General features: G+C 72.2%; 20 protein-coding genes. 6 read left to right on the plus strand and 14 right to left on the minus strand.

Features of this window, described 5'->3' with window-relative positions; genetic code table 11:
• Window positions 1–2: 2 nt before the first annotated feature.
• The 7 genes from FJK98_RS25180 to FJK98_RS25210 all read right to left on the minus strand — a co-directional run bounded on the left by FJK98_RS25180 (window position 3) and on the right by FJK98_RS25210 (window position 12,893).
• The gene (locus tag FJK98_RS25180) at window positions 3–2,054 is read right to left on the minus strand and encodes a prolyl oligopeptidase family protein (RefSeq protein ID WP_240762343.1); all 2,052 of its coding nucleotides are present in this window, start codon (window positions 2,052–2,054) and stop codon (window positions 3–5) included.
• 8 nt (window positions 2,055–2,062) lie between these two features.
• Window positions 2,063–4,147 carry a hypothetical protein gene (locus FJK98_RS25185; protein ID WP_145921198.1) on the minus strand — a complete coding sequence of 695 codons (2,085 nt, stop codon included), beginning with the start codon at window positions 4,145–4,147 and terminating at the stop codon, window positions 2,063–2,065.
• A gap of 34 nt (window positions 4,148–4,181) precedes the next feature.
• A complete protein-coding gene (locus FJK98_RS25190; RefSeq protein WP_240762345.1) occupies window positions 4,182–5,363 on the minus strand; it encodes an ammonium transporter in 1,182 nt (393 codons plus the stop codon).
• 166 nt (window positions 5,364–5,529) lie between these two features.
• A complete protein-coding gene (locus tag FJK98_RS25195) occupies window positions 5,530–7,212 on the minus strand; it encodes a vWA domain-containing protein (protein ID WP_168222549.1) in 1,683 nt (560 codons plus the stop codon).
• A 38-nt stretch (window positions 7,213–7,250) separates the two neighbouring features.
• Entirely contained in the window at window positions 7,251–9,677 is a 2,427-nt protein-coding gene (locus tag FJK98_RS25200; protein ID WP_145921201.1) for a hypothetical protein, read from the minus strand.
• 2 nt (window positions 9,678–9,679) lie between these two features.
• Entirely contained in the window at window positions 9,680–11,104 is a 1,425-nt protein-coding gene (locus FJK98_RS25205; protein ID WP_145921202.1) for a hypothetical protein, read from the minus strand.
• On the minus strand, window positions 11,094–12,893 hold the full coding sequence (locus tag FJK98_RS25210) for a hypothetical protein (RefSeq protein ID WP_145921203.1): 1,800 nt from the start codon (window positions 12,891–12,893) through the stop codon (window positions 11,094–11,096). The genes FJK98_RS25205 and FJK98_RS25210 overlap by 11 nt, the downstream gene beginning before the upstream one ends.
• A 492-nt stretch (window positions 12,894–13,385) precedes the next feature.
• On the opposite strand from FJK98_RS25210, the gene FJK98_RS25215 reads away from it, so the two are divergent.
• Window positions 13,386–14,519 carry a site-2 protease family protein gene (locus FJK98_RS25215; protein ID WP_145921204.1) on the plus strand — a complete coding sequence of 378 codons (1,134 nt, stop codon included), beginning with the start codon at window positions 13,386–13,388 and terminating at the stop codon, window positions 14,517–14,519.
• Between the two features lie 82 nt (window positions 14,520–14,601).
• Here the strand turns inward: FJK98_RS25215 and FJK98_RS25220 are convergent, their stop codons facing one another.
• The 3 genes from FJK98_RS25220 to FJK98_RS25230 form a co-directional block, all read right to left on the minus strand.
• Window positions 14,602–15,471: an AraC family transcriptional regulator gene (locus FJK98_RS25220; protein WP_145921205.1), complete on the minus strand. Its 870-nt coding sequence runs from the start codon at window positions 15,469–15,471 to the stop codon at window positions 14,602–14,604.
• Window positions 15,472–15,555: 84 nt separating this feature from the next.
• The gene (locus tag FJK98_RS25225) at window positions 15,556–16,803 is read right to left on the minus strand and encodes an FAD-binding protein (protein ID WP_145921206.1); all 1,248 of its coding nucleotides are present in this window, start codon (window positions 16,801–16,803) and stop codon (window positions 15,556–15,558) included.
• Window positions 16,800–17,546: a hypothetical protein gene (locus FJK98_RS25230; RefSeq protein WP_145921207.1), complete on the minus strand. Its 747-nt coding sequence runs from the start codon at window positions 17,544–17,546 to the stop codon at window positions 16,800–16,802. The genes FJK98_RS25225 and FJK98_RS25230 overlap by 4 nt, the downstream gene beginning before the upstream one ends.
• A 42-nt stretch (window positions 17,547–17,588) precedes the next feature.
• Between FJK98_RS25230 and FJK98_RS25235 the strand changes: the two genes are divergently transcribed.
• On the plus strand, window positions 17,589–17,945 hold the full coding sequence (locus tag FJK98_RS25235; protein ID WP_145921208.1) for a thrombospondin type 3 repeat-containing protein: 357 nt from the start codon (window positions 17,589–17,591) through the stop codon (window positions 17,943–17,945).
• Window positions 17,946–17,984: 39 nt separating this feature from the next.
• On the opposite strand, the gene FJK98_RS25240 is transcribed toward FJK98_RS25235, so the two are convergent.
• The gene (locus FJK98_RS25240) at window positions 17,985–18,914 is read right to left on the minus strand and encodes an LLM class F420-dependent oxidoreductase (protein ID WP_145921209.1); all 930 of its coding nucleotides are present in this window, start codon (window positions 18,912–18,914) and stop codon (window positions 17,985–17,987) included.
• A 96-nt stretch (window positions 18,915–19,010) separates the two neighbouring features.
• On the opposite strand from FJK98_RS25240, the gene FJK98_RS25245 reads away from it, so the two are divergent.
• Window positions 19,011–19,316 carry a helix-turn-helix transcriptional regulator gene (locus FJK98_RS25245; RefSeq protein ID WP_145921210.1) on the plus strand — a complete coding sequence of 102 codons (306 nt, stop codon included), beginning with the start codon at window positions 19,011–19,013 and terminating at the stop codon, window positions 19,314–19,316.
• Window positions 19,317–19,338: 22 nt separating this feature from the next.
• Here FJK98_RS25245 and FJK98_RS25250 read toward each other — a convergent pair whose 3' ends face one another.
• From FJK98_RS25250 to FJK98_RS25260, 3 genes are all read right to left on the minus strand, one after another.
• Window positions 19,339–20,376, minus strand: a complete 1,038-nt coding sequence (locus FJK98_RS25250; protein ID WP_145921211.1) for a hypothetical protein — start codon at window positions 20,374–20,376, stop codon at window positions 19,339–19,341.
• A complete protein-coding gene (locus tag FJK98_RS25255; protein WP_145921212.1) occupies window positions 20,376–20,645 on the minus strand; it encodes a hypothetical protein in 270 nt (89 codons plus the stop codon). The genes FJK98_RS25250 and FJK98_RS25255 overlap by 1 nt, the downstream gene beginning before the upstream one ends.
• A gap of 231 nt (window positions 20,646–20,876) precedes the next feature.
• Window positions 20,877–21,326 carry a hypothetical protein gene (locus tag FJK98_RS25260; protein ID WP_240762347.1) on the minus strand — a complete coding sequence of 150 codons (450 nt, stop codon included), beginning with the start codon at window positions 21,324–21,326 and terminating at the stop codon, window positions 20,877–20,879.
• 131 nt (window positions 21,327–21,457) lie between these two features.
• On the opposite strand from FJK98_RS25260, the gene FJK98_RS25265 reads away from it, so the two are divergent.
• The 3 genes from FJK98_RS25265 to FJK98_RS25275 are packed head-to-tail and all read left to right on the plus strand — an operon-like array spanning window position 21,458 to window position 24,086.
• Window positions 21,458–21,763, plus strand: a complete 306-nt coding sequence (locus tag FJK98_RS25265; RefSeq protein WP_145921213.1) for a DUF6403 family protein — start codon at window positions 21,458–21,460, stop codon at window positions 21,761–21,763.
• A complete protein-coding gene (locus FJK98_RS25270) occupies window positions 21,760–23,118 on the plus strand; it encodes a hypothetical protein (protein WP_145921214.1) in 1,359 nt (452 codons plus the stop codon). Before FJK98_RS25265 ends, FJK98_RS25270 begins: the two co-directional genes overlap by 4 nt.
• Entirely contained in the window at window positions 23,115–24,086 is a 972-nt protein-coding gene (locus tag FJK98_RS25275; protein ID WP_205789201.1) for a hypothetical protein, read from the plus strand. The genes FJK98_RS25270 and FJK98_RS25275 overlap by 4 nt, the downstream gene beginning before the upstream one ends.
• Window positions 24,087–24,178 lie beyond the last annotated feature (92 nt).

A 24,178-nucleotide genomic window follows, 5' to 3' on the forward strand; every position in this document is an offset into this window, starting at 1 on the left:
GGTCACCGATCGCCCAAGCGCCGCCACAGAAAGCGCACCGTCAACGCCGACAGGAACGCCCGCTGCTCGTTGTTGCTCGCCGCCCCGTGCCCGCCCTCGACGTTCTCGTAGTACGACACGTCGTAGCCGTACTCGCCCAGCAGCGCGGCCATCTTGCGGGCGTGCGCCGGGTGCACCCGGTCGTCGCGGGTCGAGGTGACGAACAGGACCGGCGGGTACGTCACCCCGGGCCGCACGTTGTGGTACGGCGAGTACCCCCGCAGGAACGCCCAGTCGGCCGGGTCGTCCGGGTCGCCGTACTCGGCCGTCCAGGAGGCCCCGGCGAGCAGCAGGTGGTAGCGCCGCATGTCCAGCAACGGCACGTGCGCCACCACCGCCCCGACCAGCGCCGGATAGCGGGTCAGCATCGCCCCCATCAGCAGCCCGCCGTTGCTGCCGCCCTCGATGCCGAGCTGTCCCGGGGTGGTGATCCCCCGGGTCACCAGGTCGGTGGCGACGGCGGCGAAGTCCTCGTACGCCCGGGGGCGGTTCTCGCGCAGCGCCGCCCGGTGCCAGCGCGGCCCGTACTCGCCGCCGCCCCGGATGTTCGCCACCACGTAGGTGCCGCCCCGGGCCAGCCAGCCCCGGCCGAGCACCCCGTCGTAGTGCGGCGTCAGCGAGATCTCGTAGCCGCCGTACCCGGTGAGCAGGGTGGGCCCGGCGGACGCCGTCGGGTCGCCGACCACCGAGTAGGGCACCCGGGTCCCGTCGGCCGAGGTGGCGAAGAACTGGCGCACGGTCAGCCCGGTGGCGTCGAAGAACGCCGGCTCCCGCTTCAGGGTCTCGACGGGGCCGCCGATGCGGCCCAGCCGCAGCGTCGCCGGCCGCAGATAGCCGGTGGAGGCGATCAGGTAGTCGTCGCCGAGGTCCGGGTCGGTGTCCACGATCCAGGTGTCGTCGTCGGCCGACACCCCGGCCAGCGGCGTCCGCCGCCAGCCCGACCCGCCGGAATCCCCCGGCCCGTCGGGGGTCAGCACCTCCAACCGCCGCCGTACGTCGACCAGGGTGGCCAGGATCAGGTGGTGCCGGGTCCAGACGTGGTAGCTCAGCGCGGTCCGCTCGTCGGGCTCGAACAGCACGGTGAGGTCGCGGCCCCCGGCGAGGAAGTCGTCGAACCGGGTCGCCAGCAGCGCCCCCGCCGGGTGGGTGACCCCGGCGACCTCCCACGGGGTACGCAACCGGACCAGCAGCCACTGCCGGTGCACGTCCCACTGGGCGTCCTCCGGCACCGGGACCGGGACCTTGTCGCCGTCGGGGGTCAGCAGGAAACTGCGGGTCCGGTAGAAGTCCAGGCTGCGGCCGACGAAGTCCCGTTCGTACCCGGGTGTCGGATCGTGCGAGGCGTACGCGGAGACGTCCCCGGCCTGCCCCTCGTAGACGATCTCGGCCTCGCTCACCGGGGTGCCCCGCCGCCACCGGCGGACCACCCTCGGGTAGCCGGAAACGGTCAGCGAGCCGGGGCCTAGGTCGGTGCCGACGTAGATCCGGTCGGCGTCGATCCAGGTGACGTCGCTCTTGGCCTCGGCGAGGGTGAACCCGTCGGGCACGAAGCCGCGCGTGTCGAGGTCGTACTCGCGGACCACCACCGCGTCCTTGCCGCCCCGCGACAGGCTGACCAGGCAGCGGCGGTGACCGGGCCGCAGCACCGTCACCCCGTCCCAGACCCAGTTCTCGTCCTCGGCGGCGGCCAGCGCGTCCAGGTCGAGCAGCACGTCCCAGGCCGGCTCGGGCCGCCGGTACTCCGCCGGCGTGGTACGCCGCCACAGCCCCCGGGGATGCGCCGCGTCCCGCCAGTAGTCGTAGTAGTACCCGTCGCCGCGCCAGCCCGGGTACGGGATGCGGTCGTCGGCGTCGAGCACCTGCCGGATCTCGGCCTGCACCTCGACGAACGCGTCGTCGCCGGTCAGCGCCGCGACGGTCGCCGCGTTGCGCTCCCGGACCCAGGCGGCGGCCGGCTCCGCGTCCAGCTCCTCCAACCAGCGGTACGGGTCGTCACCCTCATCGATCAGCGTCACCCCTTCCACTATTCCCGACCGGTCAACCCACGGAGTCCCTCGAGGATCTCCGCCCCGGCCCGCACCTGTGGGTCGAGACCGGCGACCAGGCCGCTGAGGTCCGTGAGCCCCGGCTCCTCCAGACGCCCCTGCACGAGCACGATCTGCTGGACGATCTCCTCGGTCCGCTCGGTGAGGATCTCCATCGCCCGGCCGATCATCGCGGTGCCGCACAGGTGGGCCAGGGCGACGAAGGACTCCCGGTATTCGTCGGCGGCGGTGTCCAGGTCCTCCAACCACCGCTGCCGTAGCTGGTGAAGCTCGGCCGAGCGCTTCCGGTTCCGGGCGAGATAGGTGTAGAGGACCCCGGCCACCACGGCGACACCTGCGGGGAGCACGGCCACCGCCGTCCCAGCACCGACCAGTGTCGCCAGCACGGTCAGGACCGGGGTGGAGAGACTGACCACCCCGGCAGCATGCTGCAGCCAGTCCTGCTGGGTCGGTCGGTAACGCGCGGAGGGGGTCACCGACAGGTCCGCGATGTCCAGTCGGGCGGTGTCCGGCCCCAGATTCGCACCCCGGGTGTCGTTCAACGCCAGCCGGACGGCACCCAGGACGTCGTCGGAGAACTCCTGGAACCGCTTCTCCCAAACCTGCTGCGGGCCCCGGGTGACCCACTCCTGGATCACCTGGGCCTTGCGCGCCTCCAGCCGGTTGACCGTCTCCTCGTCTGCCAGGTTGGCAGCGGCGATGTCGTCGGCCAGCTTCATCCGGAGTAGTTCGGCGAGCCCGTCGAATCGGCGGTCGGTGACCCGGACATGCTGGTTGAGCGCCACTTCGAGGCGCTCCCGGGTGACGCTGATGGCCGCCCTGAGCGTCTCCAGCCGAGCGTGCAGGCCGGCCAGCTCGGTGGACAGCTGATCCAGCGGGGTCCGCGCGTACTCCAAGATCTCGATGAGCATCCGCTGGTGTGAGAGCAGCAACCCGCGGGCTTCGACGGCCACGGCCGCGAGATGACTACGGCCGGTGTTGGCCTCGATGAGATTCCGCAGTGACCGGCGCAGCGTGTCCATCCGACTGGCGGCGATCAGCCCTCGGCCCTCGCCGACCTCGCCCCGGGTGAGGTGCCACCGCCCCTTCGCCTCCCAGGCGGGCGAGACGGCGACGAACCCCTCCCCCAGGAAGGTGTCGACCCCGCCGGCCGGTGGCGGGAAGTTCTCGGTGAGATAGGCGTTGTTCGCCGCGACGGCAGCCTTCCACTGAGGCTCCCCGTCGAAGTCCACCGAGGCCGCCCGGTCGATGCCGGTAAGTGCCCAGATCACCGGCCGACCCGTGCTCGCGTGCTGCCGGTACAGCCGGCCGATCAGTTCGGCCTCCTGCCGGGTCAGGGTATGTGTGGCCTGGCTGACGTACACGAAGCAGTCGGCGTTCATCCACGCGTCGTTCGCGATCTGGTCGTGGACCGCGTACACCGAGTTCATGCCGGGTAGCTCGTAGAGCTTCGCGGGGAGCGCCGCGTCGGGAAGCAGGACCTCCACCTCGGCGACGGTGAGGCCGCGGTGGGCCGGTTCCCGGCCACGGACGACGGTGTGCGAATCCTGGGTGGTGTAGGCGGCCACCACCGCCGGAGCGGGTGACCAGCCGAGGTCCTCCCAGGCCGAACTCTCCACGAAGCGGACCCGGTAGAACGCCTCTCCCGGCCGACTGACCGTGCTGTCCGGACCGCCGACGGCCCCGGCCTCGACCGGTACGACCACCGCCGGGCAGGCGTTGACCGGTTGGGCGGCCGAATGGAGCAGGCCGAGGTACTGCTCGGCGGTCAGCCCGTCGCCGGCGGCGACCTGGAGGTGTTCGAGTCGCTCCTGGAGGCCCCCGATCAGAAAGCTCTTGCCCGAGGAGAACTGCCCCAGGAACGCCACGGTGAGCAGGTTCGACACGGCACGGGTCCGCAGAGCGCGCACGCCGTGCAGGCTCTCGGTCAGAGCCGAACGTCGACTGTCCTCGAAGTGGATGCCGGACCCGACGATCCCGTCAAGCCATCGTTCGGCCCGGTCCAACAGTTGCCGAAGCTCGGCCCGCAGCACCACAACCTCACCGGCGAGGCTCTCGCTCACCGGGGTCCGCCTTCGCGTCGGAACGCTGCCCTGATCACAGCCGGTACGCCTCCTCACCGTGTTGGGACAGGTCGAGACCGAGCTCCTCATCCGACGGCAGCACCCGGCCTCGCCCCACCAGCCGACCCAGCACGTAGGTCACCACGAAGGAGTAGCCGACCACCGCCAGGATGGTGATGGTCTGCAGCAGCAGTTGGGCGAAGCCCCCGCCGTAGAACAGACCGTCGGTACCGCCCGGGTTGACCTCCGACGAGGCGAACAGGCCGACCGCCAGTGACCCGATCACCCCACCGACCAGGTGCAGACCGACCACGTCGAGCGCGTCGTCCCACCGCCGGCTGCGGTTGAGCACGGCCAGACCGCAGCCGACCGCGGCGAGTGCCCCGACGGCGATGGATCCGACCGGGGTGACGTAGCCGGCGCACGGCGTGATCGCCACCAGGCCGGCCACGATGCCGGACGCAGCACCGAGGGTGGTGGTGTTGCCGAGCTTGATCCGCTCGATCAACGCCCACACCAGCATGGCGGACCCGGCGGCGATCGTGGTGTTGATGAACGCGTACGTGGCGATGCCGTCGGGACGCAGGGCGGACCCGGCGTTGAAACCGAGCCAACCGAACCAGAGCAGCGCGGTGCCCAGCAGCACGAAAGGCATGTTGTGCGGGCGGACGTCGTCACCCGGCGAGATCCGCCGCCTCCCGAGCACCAGGGCCATGGCCAGACCCGCCGCCCCGGCGTTGGCGTGTACGACGGTGCCACCGGCGAAGTCCAGCGCCCCCCGGTGTCCACCGATGGCGAGATTCTCCGCCCAGCCGAAGGGTGAGAACACCCAGTGTGCGACCGGCCCGTAGACCAGGATGGTCCAGAGCACGATGAACGGAATGAACGACGCCAACCGCCACCGGTCAGCCGTGGCACCCGTTATCAGAGCAGCAGTGATGATGGCGAACATCAGTTGGAAACTGACGAAGGCCAGCGGCGGGATGGTCATCGCATCGTCACCGGTGAACCCCGGCACCACCTCGTCCATCCGCGCGAGGCCGACGAAGTCGAACCCGCCGTGGAATCCGTTGCCTTCGCCGAACGCCAGGGAGTACGACACCAGCACCCAGGTGATGCCCACCAGCCCCATGGCCAGGAAACACTGCATCATCATGGCCAGCACGTGCTTGGCCCGCACCAGACCGCCGTAGAAGAGCGCCAGCGCAGGGGTCATCAACAGCACCAGAGCGGCACTGACCAACACCCAGGCTGTCGCACCAGGGTCTATCGAGGTGGGATCGAACTTCATGTCACCCTCACGGTTTCGAGCGGTTGGGATCGGCTGTGCAAGCGCATCCGGGTACGGGCGTGACTGACGTACGTCGTTCGCCCGGCTCAGGTCACGGACGCTGTTTCCGGTGTTCCTGATTCGGTAGAGGGCTGCTCCGGTGGAGGCGGTTCCGAGCCTGCCGAGGGCTGTCCGGCAGGCGGGCGGCCGTGGTCGAGACGTTGTCGGCAGCCGCTCCACGCGGACGGAGCCCGCGGCCCCGACCGGGTCCGCCAGCCGGCGTGAGACGCCGGTCGGACTCCCCCACCGACCACTCGAACCGGACGCCGTTGATGATGACCGGATGGTCCGGTAGGCAGTCGGCCCAGGTCAGGCGACTCGGATCGGCGCTCGGGTGGTAGCCGACACGAAGCACCGTCCCGGTCGGGGTCGCCGAACCCGACACCGATCCGCTGCCTTCGACGTTGAGAGTCTCCGGGCTGATCGTCATCTGCCGCCCGGCCAACCGGAGTTCCCCGATGGTGTGTCCGTCGACGAGCGAGGTCGCTCGCAGCGTGCCGAACAGCCGGGGACGATCCGCGTGTCGGCGACGGAGCACGACGGCCACCGCGATGATCCCCAGCAGTGCCAGAGCGAGCAGCCAGGGCACCGGGTCACCCCGCTCGGCGGTTCCACCGATCTGCTGCGGCGCCGCCTCCACACCAGGCTCGAAAGCGATGCCGAGGTCCCGCCGCAACACCTCGGTCCAGGGTGAGTCGACGCTCGCCCGCGCCGTCACCAGGGCGGTGAGATCGCGCCGGTCCAGTGGCATGACGCCGCGACCACCCGGGTCCCACCGGATCTCCACCGGAACCGACCGTTCCTGCCCCGGTGCCAGGGGCAGCGGATCTCCGCTCACCCGGATACGGACCCGCGGGTCGTCGACGGTGAGCTCCAGATCCTTCAGGACCAGGGGGACCTGCCGGGTGGTGGAGCGAACGGACAGGTCGACCCGGTTCGCGCCGGAGCCGAGCCGGTCCACGTCGGTCGGCCACTGGACGACCACCCCCCGAGCGGTGTCCGGGCCGACCAACGTGCGGGCCTTCGCCGCCCGGATGGCCTGCTTCGGCACCTCCAGCTCACGAGCCAGCACCCCGATCGAGGACACCGGCAACGTACGGGCATCGGGCAGGACCGTACGCAACGACTGGACACCCGCGTCGCCGCGCAGCGGAAACCCGTACGCCAGCACCTGCTCCTGCTTGAACGTGGCAGCCGTACGGGCCAGGGCCGTCCAACTGGCCCCCTCGGCGAAGGGATACGGGCTGTTCGGTGCCGGGTCGTGGGCGCCGTCGGTGAACATGACGATCGTCGCGACCGGCGCCGTCGACCGCCCCACCAGCCGTACCGCTGTCTCGACCGCGCGACCGATGTCGGTGTGGGTGCCATCGGCACGTGGCGGGAGACGGGCGAGAAGCTGATCCGGATTCCGGCCGGCGGGCCCGTGGAACCGGACCGAGGCGATCTCGTCGAAGGTGACCAGGGCCACCGTGTCGTTCGCGCTCAGCGCGGCGAGGAAGCCGCGTAGGCCGTCACGGACCGCCCGGTACCGATCAGCGCCCTGCTGCATCGATGCGGAGGTGTCGATGAGAACGACGTACTCGGCAGCGACCTCGTCGACACCCAGCGTCTGGTAGACCTCCTCACGGGACGAGGGCCCGGCCATCGCCGGTCCGGCGAAACCCCCTCCCAGCACCGCGACGACCACACCGAGCAGCACCACCGTCCGGGTCGCCCAACGAACCTCGCCATTCATCGCTCCGCCTCCTGCTCGATCCACCCCGTACGGTCCGGTCATTGCCGTCGCCTACGCCGGTACCGCCAGAGCCGTACCAACGGTCGCCCCTTCCCGGCCTGAACCAGCGCCCGGTTGACCGCGGTCGAGTGCAGGTGCAGCGGGCGACCGACCGAGGTCAGGTAGGCCCGGTAGTCGGTGGCCATCTGGTCACCGAGTGCGCCGGCGAGGATCGCCTCGTGGGCTGCCTGAACAGCGGGAACGACAGCCTGGTGGCCGGTGGCCAGGAGGCGGTGCAGCAGCCCTTCGACCACCGCGAAGAGTTGGGCCGGGTGCGCCGCGTCCGGCCAGCGGTGGATAGCCCACAGCACGTCCTCGGGCCGGCACCCGAGGTGGACGCCCTCCGCCCACAACTCGATGACCTCGTGCTCGTCAATGCCGTTCGCCACGGCACCGGTCAGCCGGTCCAGCAGCCGGCGCATGCGCAGCGGGGCCGACATCTGCAGCAGGAGTTGCTGCAGTAGCGCCGGTAACAGGCGCAACGTCTCCGGGGCCGCCTCGACCGCCGGCAACAGGGCGCTGGGAAGATCCTGGTAGATCTGCTCAGAGAGCAGCCGCTCGGTCAGCGCCACCGCCCGGGTGATGCCCTCCGACTTCGGCGGCGGGTTCGTCAACCCGTGGATGAGCCGCAGCACGACGACACGACGGCGCGGCGGCGCCAACCAGGCAGCGAGTTGGTTGCTGACCGCGAGGGCGTACTCCGCGGGGTCGACCGGGCCGGCTGCGGCGGGCAGTTCCTCCCAGACCGCCAACAGCAGGTCGATCAGTGCCTCGGTCCGGGCCGGCTGGGTCGGCAGCCCGGCCAACGCCGCCACGCCCGCCCGCCGTACCGGACCGGGGTCGATCCGGGCGAGGTCCGGCCAAAGGCCGGGGAGCACCACCGGTATCGTCCCCGCGTCCCGGGCCACCGTCAGCACCGCGACGACCATCCGCTGCCCCCATTCGGCCAAGGCCACCACGTCGCCGGGGACCAACGGGACATCCGGCCGGCATGCCGCCGCGAACGGCGCGAGCCACTTGGGCGAGGGACCGGCCACGGTCAACCAGCGCAGCCAGGGAACGAAGCACACCGGTCCGGCGTCCACGGCCGCTGCCACGAGGTCGACGCAGAACGCCGGATTCGCGTGCAGCGCCCCACGTAGGCCGGACTCGTCGACCGGCACGGGCAGCCCGGCGAGGAACCGGGCCAGCCGGGCACGGTCCCCCGGGGAGGTGTCGGGGCTGGCCGCCTCGATGATTCCCTGCCAGAACCTGGCGGACTCGTGGTGCCGCTCGACGAGCACGGCGTACCGCTCGACCAGTTCGGTGGGAACGTCGCCGACAAGGCCGGTCAGCACCGGCACCGTCTCCGGGCACCACAACCGATCCAGCAGGACGAGATCCGCGTCGGTGGCCTCCACCGCGAGGCGACGGAGCAACTCTCCCCGTACCTCCGGCTCGAGCAGGGCCGACGGGGTCTCCTCCAGGGCCGTCCGGGCCTCGCCCGGGCCCGCGGATCCCTCGCGGTAGCGGACCATCGTGTGGTACGGACGGTCTTCCTCGTGGAGGTAGCGCAGCGCGATCGTCGCACCGTCCGCACCCGACGGCAACGGGGTGGATCTCCGCCAGAGACGGTCGACGACGCCACGGGTGCTCGTGCGCTGACGGAGCCTCAGCAACTGCGTAAGGTACGCCGGCGCGGGCCCGGACAGGGTGGACAGGTCTGGCTGCACCTGCCAACCGACCTGGTGTTGCCCCTCTTTCACCCGATCGGCGAACGCCAACCGGATCTGATGGGTATCCATGTTCGGTGTCCAGGTCCCGACGACCAGGTCGGCCCGGAAGCCGCGCGGGAGCAGCGCGGCGACCGCGTCCAGGCAGCGGATACGGTCGTCGAGTGCGGGGAACTCCTCCGCCGTGATCATGACGGGCATGTGCAGCAGGAGCGCAGCGAGGCTCGCGACCCACTCGAACCCCAGGCCGTCGATGTCCTCGGCCAGGTGGTCGAGATTCGCCGGGGGCAGCGCCGGTGCGAGGGAACAGCTGGCGGGCAGGGCCACGGCGACCACCGCCGCATACAGTTCCCGGTATCCGGGTGCGGTCTCGGTCCCGATGAACGGGATGTCGAAGTACCGGGTGGCCGCGATGGGTCGACCGGATCTGTCCCGCGCGCCGGTGGGTTCCCAGTCGACCAGCGAGATGCCCAGACGCTCCCGCGCGTCGAGGTGTCCCCCGCTGCCGGCGAACGTGACCCAGGGCAGGCCACCTGCTCCGGAGGCAGTGACCTGAGGCGCTCCGGGCAGTGACTGACGGATCAGTCGCCCCAGTTCCCTGCGCTCGCGTCCGCCGCTCGAATCGGCGATCACCGCGTAGTCGTCGAAGCGGTCGGGATGCTTGCTGTGCAACGCCCACCTCAGCGGCTGACCGGGCGCCGGATCGACGCTCATGATCACCACTTGCCGGTCCGGATTCGCCGTTCCAACGCGACCACAGGTTCCAGGATGTTGATCGGACGAACCCGGTCCCGGATACGAGGTTCGTTGTCGACCGTGACGACGTTGGCGTAGTCGCTGGGGTCGAAGGCACCGTGTTCGTCGAGCCGGAATCCGATCGCGGAACAGACGAAGTACGCCACCCGGTCGGCGAGGAAGTACTGCTCCAGCGCACGGCGGACCCGGTCCGCCCCGCTGCCTGCGGTCTGCTCGCAGAGCCAGCCGAAGAACTTGCTGGCGTCCCTGTCGGGAATGTAGGGCTGGTTGGTGACGGGGTGGGTGCTGGCCCAGTCGGACCTCAGAGCCGCGTTGAAGAGCGCCGGGTGGTCGAACTTGGTGACACAGACCGCGACGTGATGCGGCAGACGGTTCCTCACCAGCTTTCCGTCCCTGCGCAGACGGGTCATCAAATGTTCCAGGACACTCTGGAAGTAGCGGAAGTTGCCCTGCTCGTCCTCCTCCTTCGTGACGTCACGTACCGGGTCGAACAGGTACAGCAGGCCGTCGGCGTCGGCGAGCTTGCTGAGGACTGTCTCCTTGATCTCCTCGTCCTGCTTCCGGTCCAGCACGAACCACCCACCGGGCATGTCCTGCAGATCGAGGACGAACTCGATCTCCGACTGGTCGCCGGTCCGCCGGTCGCCCGGCAGGAGGCCCCACCCCCGGCGCTGCGCAGGTCGGGGCCGGGGCTCGCCGGCGATATACCAGCTCAACGGCATGCCGAGCTGCGAACTCTGCGGGAACCGCTTCTCGTGATCCAGAAGCTGGGTCATTTCGAGCAGGAATTCCGACGCTTCCTCGGTGGCGCCGTTGATGGTCCAGCTGCCGTTCTCGTCCGGCGCGCTCAGGACCGCCAGTGGCAGTGCAGCGAGGAAGGTCGTCTTCCCGCCGCCCGCCGCCCCCCAGATTCCGACCCGGACCGGCGGCTCCGACCTGGACGTCGACGCGATCGACCTGCTCGGCGGCCGGGACGTCGGCGATTCTCCGGGAGACCGGCGGCGAAAACGCAGCGCCATGTTCTCGGACTGGCGCGCGTCCGGCACCGCGGATGCGGGTTGCGCGACCGGGATCTGCTGTGCTTGCGGAGCAGCCGGGGCGGTGTGCTCCACCGACGCCCCAGGCTCGCCGGCTGCATCACCGCGTGCCTCCCTCCGGTCGCCCCGGGCCGAGGTGCGCGGTGGACCGGTCACCGTCTCGGGACCCGGATGTGTCCCCGAACCGTGGGGCGCGTCGTCATCGGACGTCGGTGACGGCGACCAGGCAGGCTGGTTCGGCAGCCGCCAGTCGAGTGGATCCAACGGCTGGGGGCGGGTCGGCGACACCGGTTCACGCGGGGGAAGACCGCTTCCCTGGACGTCGTCATCCTGCGGATCAGAGTGCATCGTCGCCTCCCTCGGTGAGCGTGCTGGGCATGCTGGGGCAGGGCCGCGCGAACGGTGGTAGGTCCGGTACAGACGGAGAGCCGAGCAGCGCGATCGCCCTTGCCAGGGAGCTCGGCGGCACGTCGTAGCCGTACCTCCCCTGCACGCCGAGTTCCCGCCAGGCGTCAGCCCGCCGTTCGATCGCACTGCGGATCCGACCGCGGTGCCGCCAGCCGGGAGGTTTCTGCACCACCACGATCGACACCCCGTCGTTACGGAGTTGGTCGGCGTAGTCCCGCCAGTCGAGCCGCTGGGGGCAGGGCAGAGCGGGGTCGAAAGGGTCCTGGGCCACCGGATAGGGGGGCTTGCCGCCGACGAACACGGCCACCCGCCGCGCCGTCGGCCGCCAGATCACCTTCGAGACCGCGACGAGGGCGTGTTCGACACCGGCCGCGACGTCGTCACGGTTCGGCAGGGCCTTCCAGAATCCCAGCTCCATCTGTGCGTCGGCAGCCGAATCGAACGCCTTCTCGACCAGGGGCACCTCGGCATCGCGCGGGTGCCGCACGTCGTGCTGCCCGTAACCCACGAGCACGACCCGCAGTGATCCCGGGGCCGGCTGACTTCCGGAGGACGCATCGGTCAGCTCACCGAGGACGGCACGGCCGAGCACGAGCCGCTCCGCCGCCTCCGCCCCGCTGATGTCGATGGCGAGTACCAGATCGGTCCGAGGGCTGCCGGCACCGACCGCGGCGAGCAGTTCGGGCCAGCCACGATGTTCGTCGCCGAACCGGTCGATGCTGAGCGTTCCGGAACTGCTCAACCGCATCGTGACCATGTCGGTACCACCCGCCGGCAGCTCAGCGGAGCCGATCCGGACCGGAAGCCACTCACGGACGTCCCGCTGACCTTCGCCGTGGCTGTCCTGGCAGAGCATCACCGGCAGGGCCAGCGGACCACGAATCCCGGGCGGCACCGCGACCGGCACCACGGCGACCGCTGGCGGCACCGTGCCCGACGGAAAGGCGAGCACCGGAACCAGCCGGCTCACACCGTCGGCATCGGCATCGGCGAGGACGAGGTGGTAGGGCCGGTCGAGCGGACGCGTACGGGACAGCCTGCGCACGGTTTCCTCGACGCCCACACCGCGCCAGACCGTCGCGGAACGGTTCCGGCAGTAGAGCTGCACCGTCCAGACGGTGAGCGCCCAGTCCGGTTCAGGCAGCACGAACAGCATCGAGCGACCGGCGAGCGACGTCATGGGAAGGTTGGTCCAGACCTCACGGGCCAGTGCCACCGGATCCACGTCACCCGGGCCGATCCCGCCCGCGACGTGGAATCGAAGCTGCGTGGCATCGCAGTCCACGCTCGTCAGCAGCTTGGCCCACGGCCACTGCTGCCGATCGCCGGCCGCGAACAGGCCCCCCTCGTCGGGAACCATCTCGACGATGTCTATACCGTCCGGCCCCAGTCCGAGCAGTGCGACGGTGCTGCCCGGTGCGGCGACCACCAGGCCGGGCCGCTGCGCGACGGCCGCCCCCGCGTCCCCGACCTCCGCACCGGCCCGCTCGGGTTCGTGGTCGTCGGGCGGGCCAGCCCGAAGAAGGTCGTGGTGCTCGCCCCCGGCGAGGAACCCCACCCCGAGGGCCCGGCGGGCCGCCAGCAGGTCCCAGCGGTGCCGCGCCGCCCCACGCAGCCTCGTGTCGTCGCGGCCGGAATCCCAGCCACACGTCGCGCAGCGGTTCTCCGCAGACCGTGGCCATCGGCAGACTTCACACCTGTCGGCGTCGAAGCCGTGCTCTCCCGTCATCGTCGACCCTTCAGCCCTGTCAGCCCGCCAATGCCGTCGCGAAAGCGGGGGACCATGTCATCACGCTTGTGCATGCGACCCACATCGGTAGGGCGTGTGTAGTTGTTTACCGGGTCAATACTCGATCGACCTCCGTTCGGTCGCGTGACTGCCGTTCTGACGAGTAACGCGGGTGCCCGATCGGCCAGGTGTGAGAGATGTTGTAGCGCACTTTCGTCCACTATGGCGCAACCAATTCAGTCGGCAATCAGACTGCTGGTAACGCTCGCCCCCATGAGGCGAAAGCGATCATCGCCGCGAGCGGCCCGCATTGTCCCCCGGCGGGACGCAAATGATCCGGGGCCTGCCGAAACACCTATCCCGACCGGCAGTGACCGCATCGGCCGGCGCAGGCGACGACCCACAAATGCCACGGTCGGCCGTAACGGAGAATTTACAAAGAATGGCAGGCGATCCTGGTATGGAAAGACCATCCAAGGGTAGGCGGGCACCATGAGGGCGAGTTTCCGGCTTGGCCGGATCGCGGGGGTACCCGTCGGGGTCAACTGGAGCGTCCTGGTCATCTTCGTGCTGATCGCGTGGGTGCTGTCGGCCAACCAGTTCCCCCGCTCGTACCCCGACCGGCCCGGTTGGGCGTACCTGCTGGCCGGGCTGGCGGCGGCGGTGGTCTTCTTCGTCGGCCTGCTGGCCCACGAGGTGTCGCACGCGGTGGTGGCGAAACGCAACGGCCTCCAGGTGGAGGGGATCACGCTGTGGCTGTTCGGCGGCGTCGCGGAGCTGCGCGGCGAGCCCTCCGACCCGGGCGCGGAGCTGCGTATCTCCGGGGTCGGCCCGCTGGTCAGCCTGATCCTCGGGGTGTTCTTCGGGGCGATCGCGGTGCTGCTGGCGCTGGCCGGGCAGGAGGGGCTGCTGCTCGGCTCGGTGTCCTGGCTGGCCGGGATCAACGTGCTGCTGGCGGTGTTCAACATCCTGCCGGCCGCCCCGCTCGACGGGGGCCGGCTGCTGCGCGCCGCCGTGTGGAAGGCCACCGGCGACCGGGCCAGGGCGTCGGTGGTGGCCGCCCGCGCCGGCTGGGTACTCGGCGTGCTGCTGATCGGCCTGGGCATCTGGCAGTTCCTGGCCGGGTACGGGCCGGGCGGGCTGTGGCTGGCGCTGATCGGCTGGTTCCTGATCGGCGCGGCCGGGATGGAGGAGCGCCAGGCCCGGCTGGGCAGCGCGCTGACCGGCGTCCGGGTCGGTGAGGTGATGACCCCGCAGCCGCAGACCGCATCGGCGGAGATGACCGTCGCCGACTTCGTCGACCACTACCTGTTCGCCTACCGGCACACGGCGCTGCCGTTGACCGAGGACGGCCGGCCCGTCGGCCTGGTCACCCTGGACCGGGTACGCGGCGTCCCGCCCGACCGGCGGGCCGCCACCACGCTGGCCGAGGTGGCCTGCCGGGCCGACGACCTGGTGCTGGCCCGGCCGGAGGAACAGCTCAACGACCTGCTCCCCCGGCTCAGCGAGTGCTCCGACGGCCGTGCCCTGGTGGTGACCGGCGACCAGCTCGTCGGCATCGTCTCCCCCAGCGACATCAGCCGCGCCGTCCAACGCAGCACCCTGCGCCCCCACCCCGCCGGCTGACGGCCGGGCAGAACCGCAACTAGGCCGATGTTGCGGCATCCGCAGCACGCGGACCCCGCAACATCGCCGACAACGGTGTCGATCAGGCAGTGCCGGCCCGCTCCACCGGGATCCACAGTTCGGCGTCGGCGTGGGTGCCACCGGCCGCGATGCGGACACTGGAGATCTCCGGACCCGGCCGGCTGCGGTAGGGGTTCGACGGGAACCACTGGGTGAACACGTCCCGCCACAGGTGCTGCACGGCCGCCGGGAACTCCCCGGAGGTCGCGAAGACCGCCCAGGCCCCCGCCGGCACGTCGAGCGCCTCCAGGTCGTCCGGCACGTCCGCGCCGGTCACCGCGCCGTACCAGTAGTCCAGCTCGACGCCCTCGGAGCGGTCCTCGCCGGGCAGGTCGCTGACGTTGACGATGCCCGCCGGCTCCTGGTCGGACAGGGCCTCGATCCGGGCCGTCGTCTCCGCCGGAATGCCCCTGACGAACGCCACGATCGCCGGGTTCATCCCCTCGTGCACCAGGGGCACCCGGGCGCGCCGACCCACCAGCCGGAACGCCGGCTTCTCCACCACCCGGTACCGCATGCTGCCGCTTCCTTCGACCACGAGCCGGAAGGACAACCGCTGCTGGGAGTGCAGTACGGCCCCCGTACGCCGCGCCTCACCCGGCCCGATGCCGTGCATCGCCCGGAACGCCCGGGTGAACGCCTCGGTCGAGCCGTATCCGTGGCGGACCGCGACGTCGAGCAACGTCCGCTCACCCGCCAGCACCTCGGCCGCCGCGACGGTGAGCCGCCGCCTGCGGACGTACTCCGACAGCGGCATTCCGGCCAGCGCCGAGAACATCCGCCGGAAGTGGTACTCCGAGGTGAGGGTGATCCGCGCCAGGTCGGCCACCTCGATCGGTCCGTCGAGGTGCCGTTCCACGTACGCCAGGGCCTCGTTCAGCCGGTCCAGCACCTGATCTCCTTCCGCGTGCCTGATCCACGCTAGGCAGCCGGAACCGGCCTGACCCGACTTCCGGTGCCCGCTGCGGTCGGGTGGTCAGGCGCGGGGGAAGTAGTGGTCCAGCAGGTCGGTGCGGAACACCCCGGCCGGGTCCAGCTCGGTGAGCAGGGCGGCGAAGTCGGCGTACCGGGGGAAGGCGGCGGCGACCACGGCCGGGTCGAGGGTGAAGACCTTGCCCCAGTGCGGCCGGGGGTCGAACGGGGCGAGCCGGGCCTCGACCTCGGCCAGCACCGGCTGCACCGCCGCCGCGTCGTCGACCCAGGTGAAGTGCACGGCCAGCGTGTCGCGGCCCTGGTTGGGGCTGAGCCACAGATCGTCGGCGGCGACGGTGCGCAGCTCGCAGATCTGCAACACGGGCGCGATCCGCTCCCGCATCCCGGCCAGCGCGGCGAGCGCCCCGGCCCCGGCCGACCGGGGCAGGTGGTACTCGGACTGGAGTTCGTCGCCGCTGCTCGGCAGGAAGCCGAGCCGGAAGTGCGGCAGCCGCTCGTGCCACGGACCGGGCTCGCCGAACTGCGGGGTGCAGCTGACCGGGTCCATCCCGGGCACCGGGTGCGCCGGCCGCCCGGCCGGGGTGGTGCCGAGCCAGTCCGGCTCCGGCGGCGGGGCGTCGGCGAGCTGCTTGCGCCAGACCTGGTCGATGTCCGTCGAGCGCCAGGTGGTGAAACCGCTGACGCTGTACGCCGAGGCGAGCGCCGCGTCCAGCGCGCCGACGGGCAGGCCCTCGCGGACGTACTGGCGGACGGTGAAGGTGGGCAGCACGTCCAGGGTGACCCGGGTGACCACGCCCAGCGCGCCGAGCGACACCACCATGCCGGCGAACCGGTCACCGGCGGACCGGTCCACGGTGAGCACGTCCCCGTCGGCGGTGACCAGTTCCAGGCCGGCCACGGCGGCGGCCAGGTTGCGGTTGCCGTCGCCGGAGCCGTGGGTGCCGGTGGCGACCGCGCCGGCCACCGAGATGTGCGGCAGCGAGGCGAGGTTGGCCAGGGCCAGCCCCTGCTCGTGCAGCCGGGTCGCCACGTCCCCGTAGCGCAGGCCGGCGGCGACGGTGACGGTGCCGCGTTCCCGGTCGACCTCGACGGTGGGCGGCAACCCGGCCAGCGAGACCAGGTCGCCGGTGGTGTCGCCGATCCGGTTGAACGAGTGGCCGCTGCCGACCGCCCGTACCCGGTCGCTGCCGGCGACCAGCCGGCGCAGCTCGTCGAGGGTGGTCGGCCGGTGGAAGGCACGGGCGGCGTAGTGGACGTTGCCGGCCCAGTTGTGCCGGGGCGCCCCGCTCACGCGTCGCCGCCCTCGGTCAGCGCCGCGTGCAGGGCGTCCAACGCCTCGTCGACCTGCCGTACGTCGTAGCCGCGCAGGGCGACCGGCAGGCCCGCCGCCCTGGCGGCGGCCAGTTCGTCGCGGGCCGCCCGGCGCCGCGCCGGGTCGTCCGAGTCGAGTGCCGCGCGGGCGTGTCCCACCAGTGTGTCGACCACGTCGGAACTGTACCCGCGCAGTCCGACGGTGAAGTCGGCGACGGAACCGGCCGTGGCGCCCCGGTCGTCGCGGAACCGCTGGCCGGCGTACCGGGCCAGGGCCGCCGCGATCTCGTCCGGGTTCTCCCGCACGTGGCCCAGGTCGAGCAGTTCGGTCGCCGGCCGGCCGTCGACCCGGGCGTCGGCGGGCAACCCGACGGCGGCGTCGGCGGGTACGCCGAGCAGCCGCAGCCCGCCGGTGCCCGGTGCGGGGCGGTCCAGCACGACCAGGGCCAGTTCGGCCCAGCGCAGCCGGCGGTGCAGCCCCCGTCGGCGCACGGTCAGCCCGTCGGCGTCGATGACGAACCGGAACGGTCGCAGGGTGTTGGCCAGCCCCACCCCGCCCAGCGCGACGCCGCCGAGCGCGGTGGCCGTCCGCAGCGGCCCGCCGCCGGTGGCCAGCAGCACCACCCCGGCCAGTACGCACACCGCCGGCAGCACCTGCCGGCCCCGTTCCCGGTGCAGCTCCACGTCGTCTCCCCCGTCGATGAGCGCGGTCCGGTGCATCATCCGGCACGGTTGTCGACGGCGTCCACGGGGAACCATGGCGCGATGAGCAGCTACCGCGACCCGATCCTGCACGGCGACGTCTACCCGTCCGAGGAGGAGATCGACCCGACCGGGGTCGGCCTGGAGCCGGCGAGCGCCCCGCCGTCGGCGTACCCGGACCGGCCGGGACCGACGACGGCGTCGACGCCCCGGGTGGCGCAGAGCGGGGCGCACTCGATCGTCACCCACCACCTGGACGGCTCGACGCAGGTGGTGACCGACCTGGACGGTGACGGGATCGCCGACGTGGTCCAGTTCGACCTGGACGGTGACGGCGTACCGGACATCACCTACCTGGACAGCGACCGGGACGGCCGGTTGGACACGGTGCTGCGCGAGCCGGGCGCCCGCCACCGCTGACCGTCCCGGCCGCCCGCCACCGGCGGGTGGCCGCCGGTGTCACAGCTGGGGCATCACCTCGGCGGCGACGAGTTCCAGGTGGTCCAGGTCGGCCAGGTCGAGCACCTGGAGGTAGGTCCGCTCGCTGCCGGCCTCGGCGTAGCGGCCGAGCTTGTCGACCACCTCGGCGGGGGTGCCGGCGAGGCCGTTCTCCCGCAGCTCGGCCGGTTCCCGACCGATGACGGCGGCCCGGCGGGCGACCTCGGCGTCGTCCCGGCCGCAGCAGAGCACCAACGCGTTGGACCAGCGCAGGGTGCCCGGGTCGCGGCCCATCTCGGCGCAGGCCGCGCGGACCCGGCCGAACTGGGCGACCGTCTCGTCGACCGAGACGAAGGGCAGGTTGAACTCGTCGGCGTAGCGGGCGGCCAGGCGCGGGGTGCGCTTGGGGCCCTTGCCGCCGAGCAGGATCGGCGGGCGGGGCTGCTGCACCGGCTTGGGCAGTGCCGGGGAGTTGTCGACCGGGTAGTGCTTCCCGGCGAAGTCGAACCGTTCGCCGGCCGGGGTCTCCCACAGTCCGGTGATGACGGCGAGTTGCTCCTCCAGCCGGTCGAAGCGCTCCCCCACCGACGGGAACGGGATGCCGTAGGCGGTGTGTTCGTCGGCGAACCAGCCGGCGCCGATGCCCAGCTCGACCCGGCCGCCGCTCATCTGGTCGACCTGGGCGACGGTGATCGCCAGCGGGCCGGGCAGCCGGAAGGTGGCCGCCGTGACCAGCGTGCCGAGGCGGATCCGGGAGGTGTCCCGGGCCAGTCCGGCCAGGGTGGTCCAGGCGTCGGTGGGGCCGGGTTCGCCGGTGGACGACCCCATCGCCAGGTAGTGGTCGGAGCGGAAGAACGCGCCGTAGCCGGCGTCCTCGGCGGCGCGGGCCACCGTGAGCAGTTGGTCGTAGGTGGCGCCCTGCTGGGGCTCGGTGAAGATCCGCAGTTCCATGCCCCGAGCATAGGGAGCCGGGCGGGCACCCGCGCGGGCCCCGCCGACCGGGCATATGCCATGACAGAAATATGCTGGTAGAGGCATACTACCTGCGTGTCCGTTGACGCCTTCGCCGTCCTCGCCGAGCCGAGCCGCCGCCGCATCCTCGACACGCTCCGCCGGGCCGAGTGCAGCGTCGGCGAGCTGGTCGACACGCTGGAGCTGAGCCAGCCGGCCGTCTCCAAGCACCTGCGGGTGCTCCGCGAGGCCGGCTTCGTCTCCTGCCGGACGGTCGCCCAGCACCGCATCTACCGCCTCGACCTGCGCCGGCTACGGGCGGTGGACGACTGGCTGGCCCCGTACCGGCGGATGTGGGAGACCCACCTCGACACCCTGGAGCGTCACCTCGACAAGGAGTGAGCACGGCCCCGCCGGCCGGCGGTCAGCCGAACGGCCTGGTCGCGTACGCGGCGCGCAGGGCGGCCAGGCCCGCCTGCTTCGGCGTCAGGGTGCCCCAGCCGGAGTTGAAGTAGTTCGCCCGCACGATCCGGGGCCCCCGCTCCGCGTTGAGCCGGGCCAGGGCCGGTGGCACGGTGGCGATCCAGGCCGCCTGGTCGGGGAAGGCGGACACCTGCACCCCCCACTCGGCGATGATCACCGGTCGGGAGAGCGCCACCGGCCCGAGGTCGGCCACCGCCCAGTCCCTCGTCCGGCGGAACCGGCCCAGCGCGGTGTGGGCCGGGTCGGTCGCGTAGACGTTCCACTGGAGGAAATCCACCCGGGACATCAACGCCTCCGGATGGGTACGCCGGAAGGCGGCCCGGTCGAAGCCGCCCGCGCCGACCGAGAAGGTGGTGCCGGCGGGCAGGCCCCGGGCCCGCAACCAGTTCACCACGTAGGTCAGCGCCTGCACCGCGCGGGCGTCCGACTCGGCCCAGGTGAACGACACCCCCGACTCGGTGGTGCCGAACTCGTGGTCGGTGTCCAACTCCGAGGCGAGTTGCAGGTTCACCGGGAACCCCAACGTCCGGTACTGCGACAGGGCGCGGGCGAGCAGCCCGTCGCACTGACCGGCGAGCACCTGCCCGTACCCGTACGCCCGGGGCCAGGTGGTGCCCGGACGCTGCTGGATGGTCATCGCCGGCGCGGGCACGGTCCAGGTCACCCCGTCGACGGTGAACGTCTGCGCGCCGGGGCTGCCGGCGCCGTAGTGCTTCAGCTCCAGCACCACGTTCGGCGCGACCCCGGCCCGCCCCAGATCGCGCAGCCAGGACATGCCGTAGCCGGGGAAGACGTACCCGTCGGCGAGGCTGCGGTACTGGGTCAGCGAACGGAAGTTCCCGCCCACCAGGTCCGCCGTCGGGTCGGCGTTGCCGGCCAGGTAGTAGCCACCCCACACCGGGGGCGCCAGGGCGTAGTCGGCCGCCGCGCTGGCGGTGCGTCCACCCTGGTCACGAACGGTCACGGTGACCCGGGGCATCAGGCCACCGCCCGGTACACGGCGGTCGCCCCGGTGTCCGAGACCACCGTCCAGGCCCGGCCGGAGTCGTCGGCGACCTCGACGCTGAGCGGGTCGATGACCGCGGTGACCCGCACCGGGGCGCTGCTGTTGCCGTCCGGGTCGGTCAGCACGATCGTGACGGTCACCGGGCGGGTGTCCGGGTCGGCGTAGCCGACGGTGAGCGTCATCGGCTCACCCGGGGAGTAGGTCGAGGCGTCGAGGCTGGCGGTCACGGTGGGAGCGGCCATCCCGGCCCCTCCTTCCTTGCTGTCCCGGTCGACGGGCACGACGCCCGCCGGCCGGAGATGGTGACGTCGTTGTCCGGACCGGGCGGTGGCGACCGGGCCCGGTCACCGCCGGCCGGCCGGGCGGGTGCGCCGCGCCTCCCCGGCCACACCCCCATCCACCTGCGTCAACAGTGCCCCCTACCGACCCCGGGCGTCCTGTCGGCAATCCGCCAGCCGGGGCCGGCGGTGCGGTCACCGGGTGCGGCGTCGGCGGAGCAGGTGGGTGCCGAGGCTGACCAGGGTGCTGCCGAGGCCGGTGCCGAGGAACACCAGCACCGCCCCCACCACCCACAGCCCGGAGTCGTCGGTCGCCGCCGCGTGCCCCGACCAGGCGGCCGTGAACGCCACCGTCATCACCGGCGCCACCAGCACCGGGCTCAGCAGCCAGCCGGCGACGGCGGCGACCACGACCAGGGTGAGCACCGCGCCGGCCACCTGCCACACCGCGTACGGGCCGGTGGTCGCGCCGGTGCGGGGGTCCGTCGACCAGCCGCTCTCCCACCCCAGCCAGGCCGCCCAGGTGCCGATCGTCGCGGCGGCGAGGAACACACCGCCGAGGAGGGTACGGGTACGCGTCATCTGCACGCCCCGATCATCGTCGGCGGGGACGGCCACCGGATGAGCACCCGTACTCACGATCACCGTCACACCACCCTTCGCAGCCGTAACCGCCCTGGTCGGGGGCCGTGTGGCGCGGGTTGACCCGATCAGCGAGACTCGGTCGGACCACCCCCGGGGGCCGTCCCCCGGACCCCGGCGAACGGTTGGAGCCCATGGCAGACCCCTCCCTGTTCTGGCTGGCCGGCGCGGTGCTGCTGGTGGCCGCGGGCGTGGCGACCACCCTGCTGCCCCAGCGACGGGCCCGCGCGGAACAGCGGCGGACCGCGTGGTCGGCCGCGCGGGCGGCGATCGACAGCGCGGCCGTCAGCCGGGACGCGGCCCCGGCCCGGGTGCCCGAGGCGGAACGGTTGCTGACCCGCGCCGAGTCGCTCGCGGGCCGGCGCGGTGGGGCCGACGCGGCGCGGGCGGCGGCCGAGCACGCCCGGCAGGCCGACCGGCTGTGGCGGGAGCAGCGGTGAACGCCGACAGGTACCGACGGCTGGCCGAGCCGTTGCGCTGGACGCTGCTCGGGATCGCCGTGCTCGTCCTGGTGGTCTTCCTGCTCGCCCAGCGGCAGCAGGGCATCGACGTCAGCTACGGCCGGTCGCCGACGTCGACGGCCGGGGTCGACACGGACAGCGCCGGCACCTCCGACCGGGCCACCGTGCCGTCGGTGGACGAGATGACCGCGCTGGTGGCCGCCGCGCCGGTGGTCCGCCTGCCGGGCTCGGTGGCGTATTGGAACGAGCAGCGGGTCCGGGAGGTGGCCGGCGACACCCGGATCCTGGTCGCCCCGCCCGGCCTGGACTCCGACGAGCGGGAGCGGGTCCGGGACGTGGAGAACGCCACGATCCGGGTGATCGGCACCGAGGTCAGCGGCGGTTTCTACCAGGCCAGCTCCGACCGGCTGCCCGCCTGGCGGGCGCAGTTCGCCACCGGGGACGTGACCGACCTGCTGATCGCCCTGATCACCGCGCTCCGCAAGGAGTCCACCCCGGCCGACCGGGACGAGTTGCGCTGGCGCGAGCCGAGCGGGCCGGAGCTGGGCACCGTCCTGACCGACCTGCGGGCGACCGGGCGGCACATCGCGCCCGGCGCGACCCTCACCGACGTGCCCGAGACCGCCGCCCGCAACGCCTTCCCCGACGGCGCGTGGTACGTCGCGCTGCCCGTGCAGCGCTACGGCGAACCCCTGCCCCGGTACGGCCCCGCCCTGAGCGCCCAGTTCCCCGACCAGCCGATCGTGGTGATGTACGGGCTCTGGATCGAATACCACGGACCCGGCGCGGCGGACTTCGCGGAGTTGGCCGGGGCCAGCTTCTACGGCCAGTTCGCCAACCTGCTCAGCCGCACCGACTACCCGCAGCGCAACGTGCTGGGCGTCTACCTCAACCGGGTCACCGACATCCGCTACGCGGGCCTGTTCGAGCGGCCCCTGCCGTACCGGCCGGCCGATCCGCTGCGGGTGGCGCTGCCGGCGCTGCCGTGGCTCTTCGCGGGCTGCGTGGCGGCGTTCATGGTGCTGTCGGCCCGGTCGCTGCGCCGGCCCGACCGCCGACCGGGCAGCCGGCGGGACACCGCGCCGACCCGGCTGGCCGGGTTGACCGCGCTGGCCGTCGAGGTGTCCCTGCTGACCGACGCCCGCAGCAACCCGGCACTGACCCGGGGCATCGTCAAACTCCAGGCCGCCCGGTCGGCGTGGGAGGAGAAGTTGCCCGCCCGGCACGTCCGCACGCTGCTCGACGAGGCGGCGGCCGAGCTGGACGACACCGCGCGCCAGGTCGGCATCGCCAGTTACCGCCCGGACAACTACCTGCGGGGCAGGCTGTCATGACACGTTCCGTATCCCCGCAGACCGGTGCCGGCCGCCCCTGGCAGCGACGCGTCGCCGGACTGCTCGGCACCCCGTTCGGCCTGGCCGTGCTGGCCTGCCTGGTGCTGGCCGGCTGGGCGGTGTGGAGCGGCGGGGCGCTGGACGGCCCGATCGCCCGGCACGTCCGCACCACGTCGTTCTACGCCGACCCGGGGCTCGACGTGGACCGGGCCGAGGCGGAACGGATCATCGGCAACCGCCGGCTCGTGGTGATCCTGCGCTCCCCCGGGGCCGACCTGCGGGACACCTGCAAACGGGTGCACCGGGCCGCCGACGGGACCGTCGTGCTGGTACTCAGCCGCGACGGCGACGACTACGACACCTACGGCTGCGCCCTGGTGCCCGGGTACGAGAAGAAGAACCTCGGCAAGGCCGCCGCCGCAGAAATGATCATCGGGCGGGGCATCGACACGTTCGTCGACCGCCCGCTGGAGGCCGTGAAGGTCATCGCCGTCAACTACGACCGGCTGGTCAAGGCCGGCACCGTACCCGACGGCGCGCGGACGATCAGCCCGTCGCTGCCCCGGTTCCTGCTCGCCGCCGCGGCGGTGACCGGGGTCGTCGCCGGAGCGTCGGTGCTCTACCTCGGCGGCCGGCGGGCCGGGCGGCTGGCGGCGGCCCGGCGGGTCCGCCGCGACGAACGCACCGACAGCCGCAGCGCGCTCAGCGCCGCCACCGCCGGCCTGGCCCAACAGATCATCGACCTCGACCCGAAGTACGCCCTGCTGAGCAGCCGCCCCGACGGCGACGACAGCAGCTTCGTCCGACGCTACCGGCAGTTGACCTCCGACCACGCCGCCCTGCTCGACCGGCTGTCGACCCTGGACGACGCCGACGAGGCGGCGGTACGGGAGCTGACCGCCCGCGTCGAGTCGCTGAGCCGCCGGGCGCAGTCCCTCGCCGACGGGAAACCCGCCAGGTCCCGGTAGCCCGCCGCACCGGCCCGGCCGGCCACCGTGCGCTCAGCTGTCCGAAGCACGACTGACCGGGGACGGCTCTGGCGCTTCCGGCGAACCGCTTC

The sequence above is a fragment of the Micromonospora sp. HM134 genome, from assembly GCF_007833915.1.
Taxonomy (GTDB): domain Bacteria; phylum Actinomycetota; class Actinomycetes; order Mycobacteriales; family Micromonosporaceae; genus Micromonospora; species Micromonospora wenchangensis.

What these genes read in the sequence shown, in the direction of transcription:
- FJK98_RS25235 (WP_145921208.1), top strand. Translation starts at nt 17,589, where the DNA reads ATGAGCAGCTACCGCGACCCGATCCTGCACGGCGACGTCTACCCGTCC.
- FJK98_RS25250 (WP_145921211.1), bottom strand. Translation starts at nt 20,376, where the DNA reads ATGCCCCGGGTCACCGTGACCGTTCGTGACCAGGGTGGACGCACCGCC.
- FJK98_RS25240 (WP_145921209.1), bottom strand. Translation starts at nt 18,914, where the DNA reads ATGGAACTGCGGATCTTCACCGAGCCCCAGCAGGGCGCCACCTACGAC.
- FJK98_RS25190 (WP_240762345.1), bottom strand. Translation starts at nt 5,363, where the DNA reads ATGACCCCTGCGCTGGCGCTCTTCTACGGCGGTCTGGTGCGGGCCAAG.
- FJK98_RS25215 (WP_145921204.1), top strand. Translation starts at nt 13,386, where the DNA reads ATGAGGGCGAGTTTCCGGCTTGGCCGGATCGCGGGGGTACCCGTCGGG.
- FJK98_RS25265 (WP_145921213.1), top strand. Translation starts at nt 21,458, where the DNA reads ATGGCAGACCCCTCCCTGTTCTGGCTGGCCGGCGCGGTGCTGCTGGTG.
- FJK98_RS25205 (WP_145921202.1), bottom strand. Translation starts at nt 11,104, where the DNA reads ATGCACTCTGATCCGCAGGATGACGACGTCCAGGGAAGCGGTCTTCCC.
- FJK98_RS25275 (WP_205789201.1), top strand. Translation starts at nt 23,115, where the DNA reads ATGACACGTTCCGTATCCCCGCAGACCGGTGCCGGCCGCCCCTGGCAG.
- FJK98_RS25255 (WP_145921212.1), bottom strand. Translation starts at nt 20,645, where the DNA reads ATGGCCGCTCCCACCGTGACCGCCAGCCTCGACGCCTCGACCTACTCC.
- FJK98_RS25195 (WP_168222549.1), bottom strand. Translation starts at nt 7,212, where the DNA reads ATGAATGGCGAGGTTCGTTGGGCGACCCGGACGGTGGTGCTGCTCGGT.
- FJK98_RS25200 (WP_145921201.1), bottom strand. Translation starts at nt 9,677, where the DNA reads ATGAGCGTCGATCCGGCGCCCGGTCAGCCGCTGAGGTGGGCGTTGCAC.
- FJK98_RS25230 (WP_145921207.1), bottom strand. Translation starts at nt 17,546, where the DNA reads ATGATGCACCGGACCGCGCTCATCGACGGGGGAGACGACGTGGAGCTG.
- FJK98_RS25210 (WP_145921203.1), bottom strand. Translation starts at nt 12,893, where the DNA reads ATGACGGGAGAGCACGGCTTCGACGCCGACAGGTGTGAAGTCTGCCGA.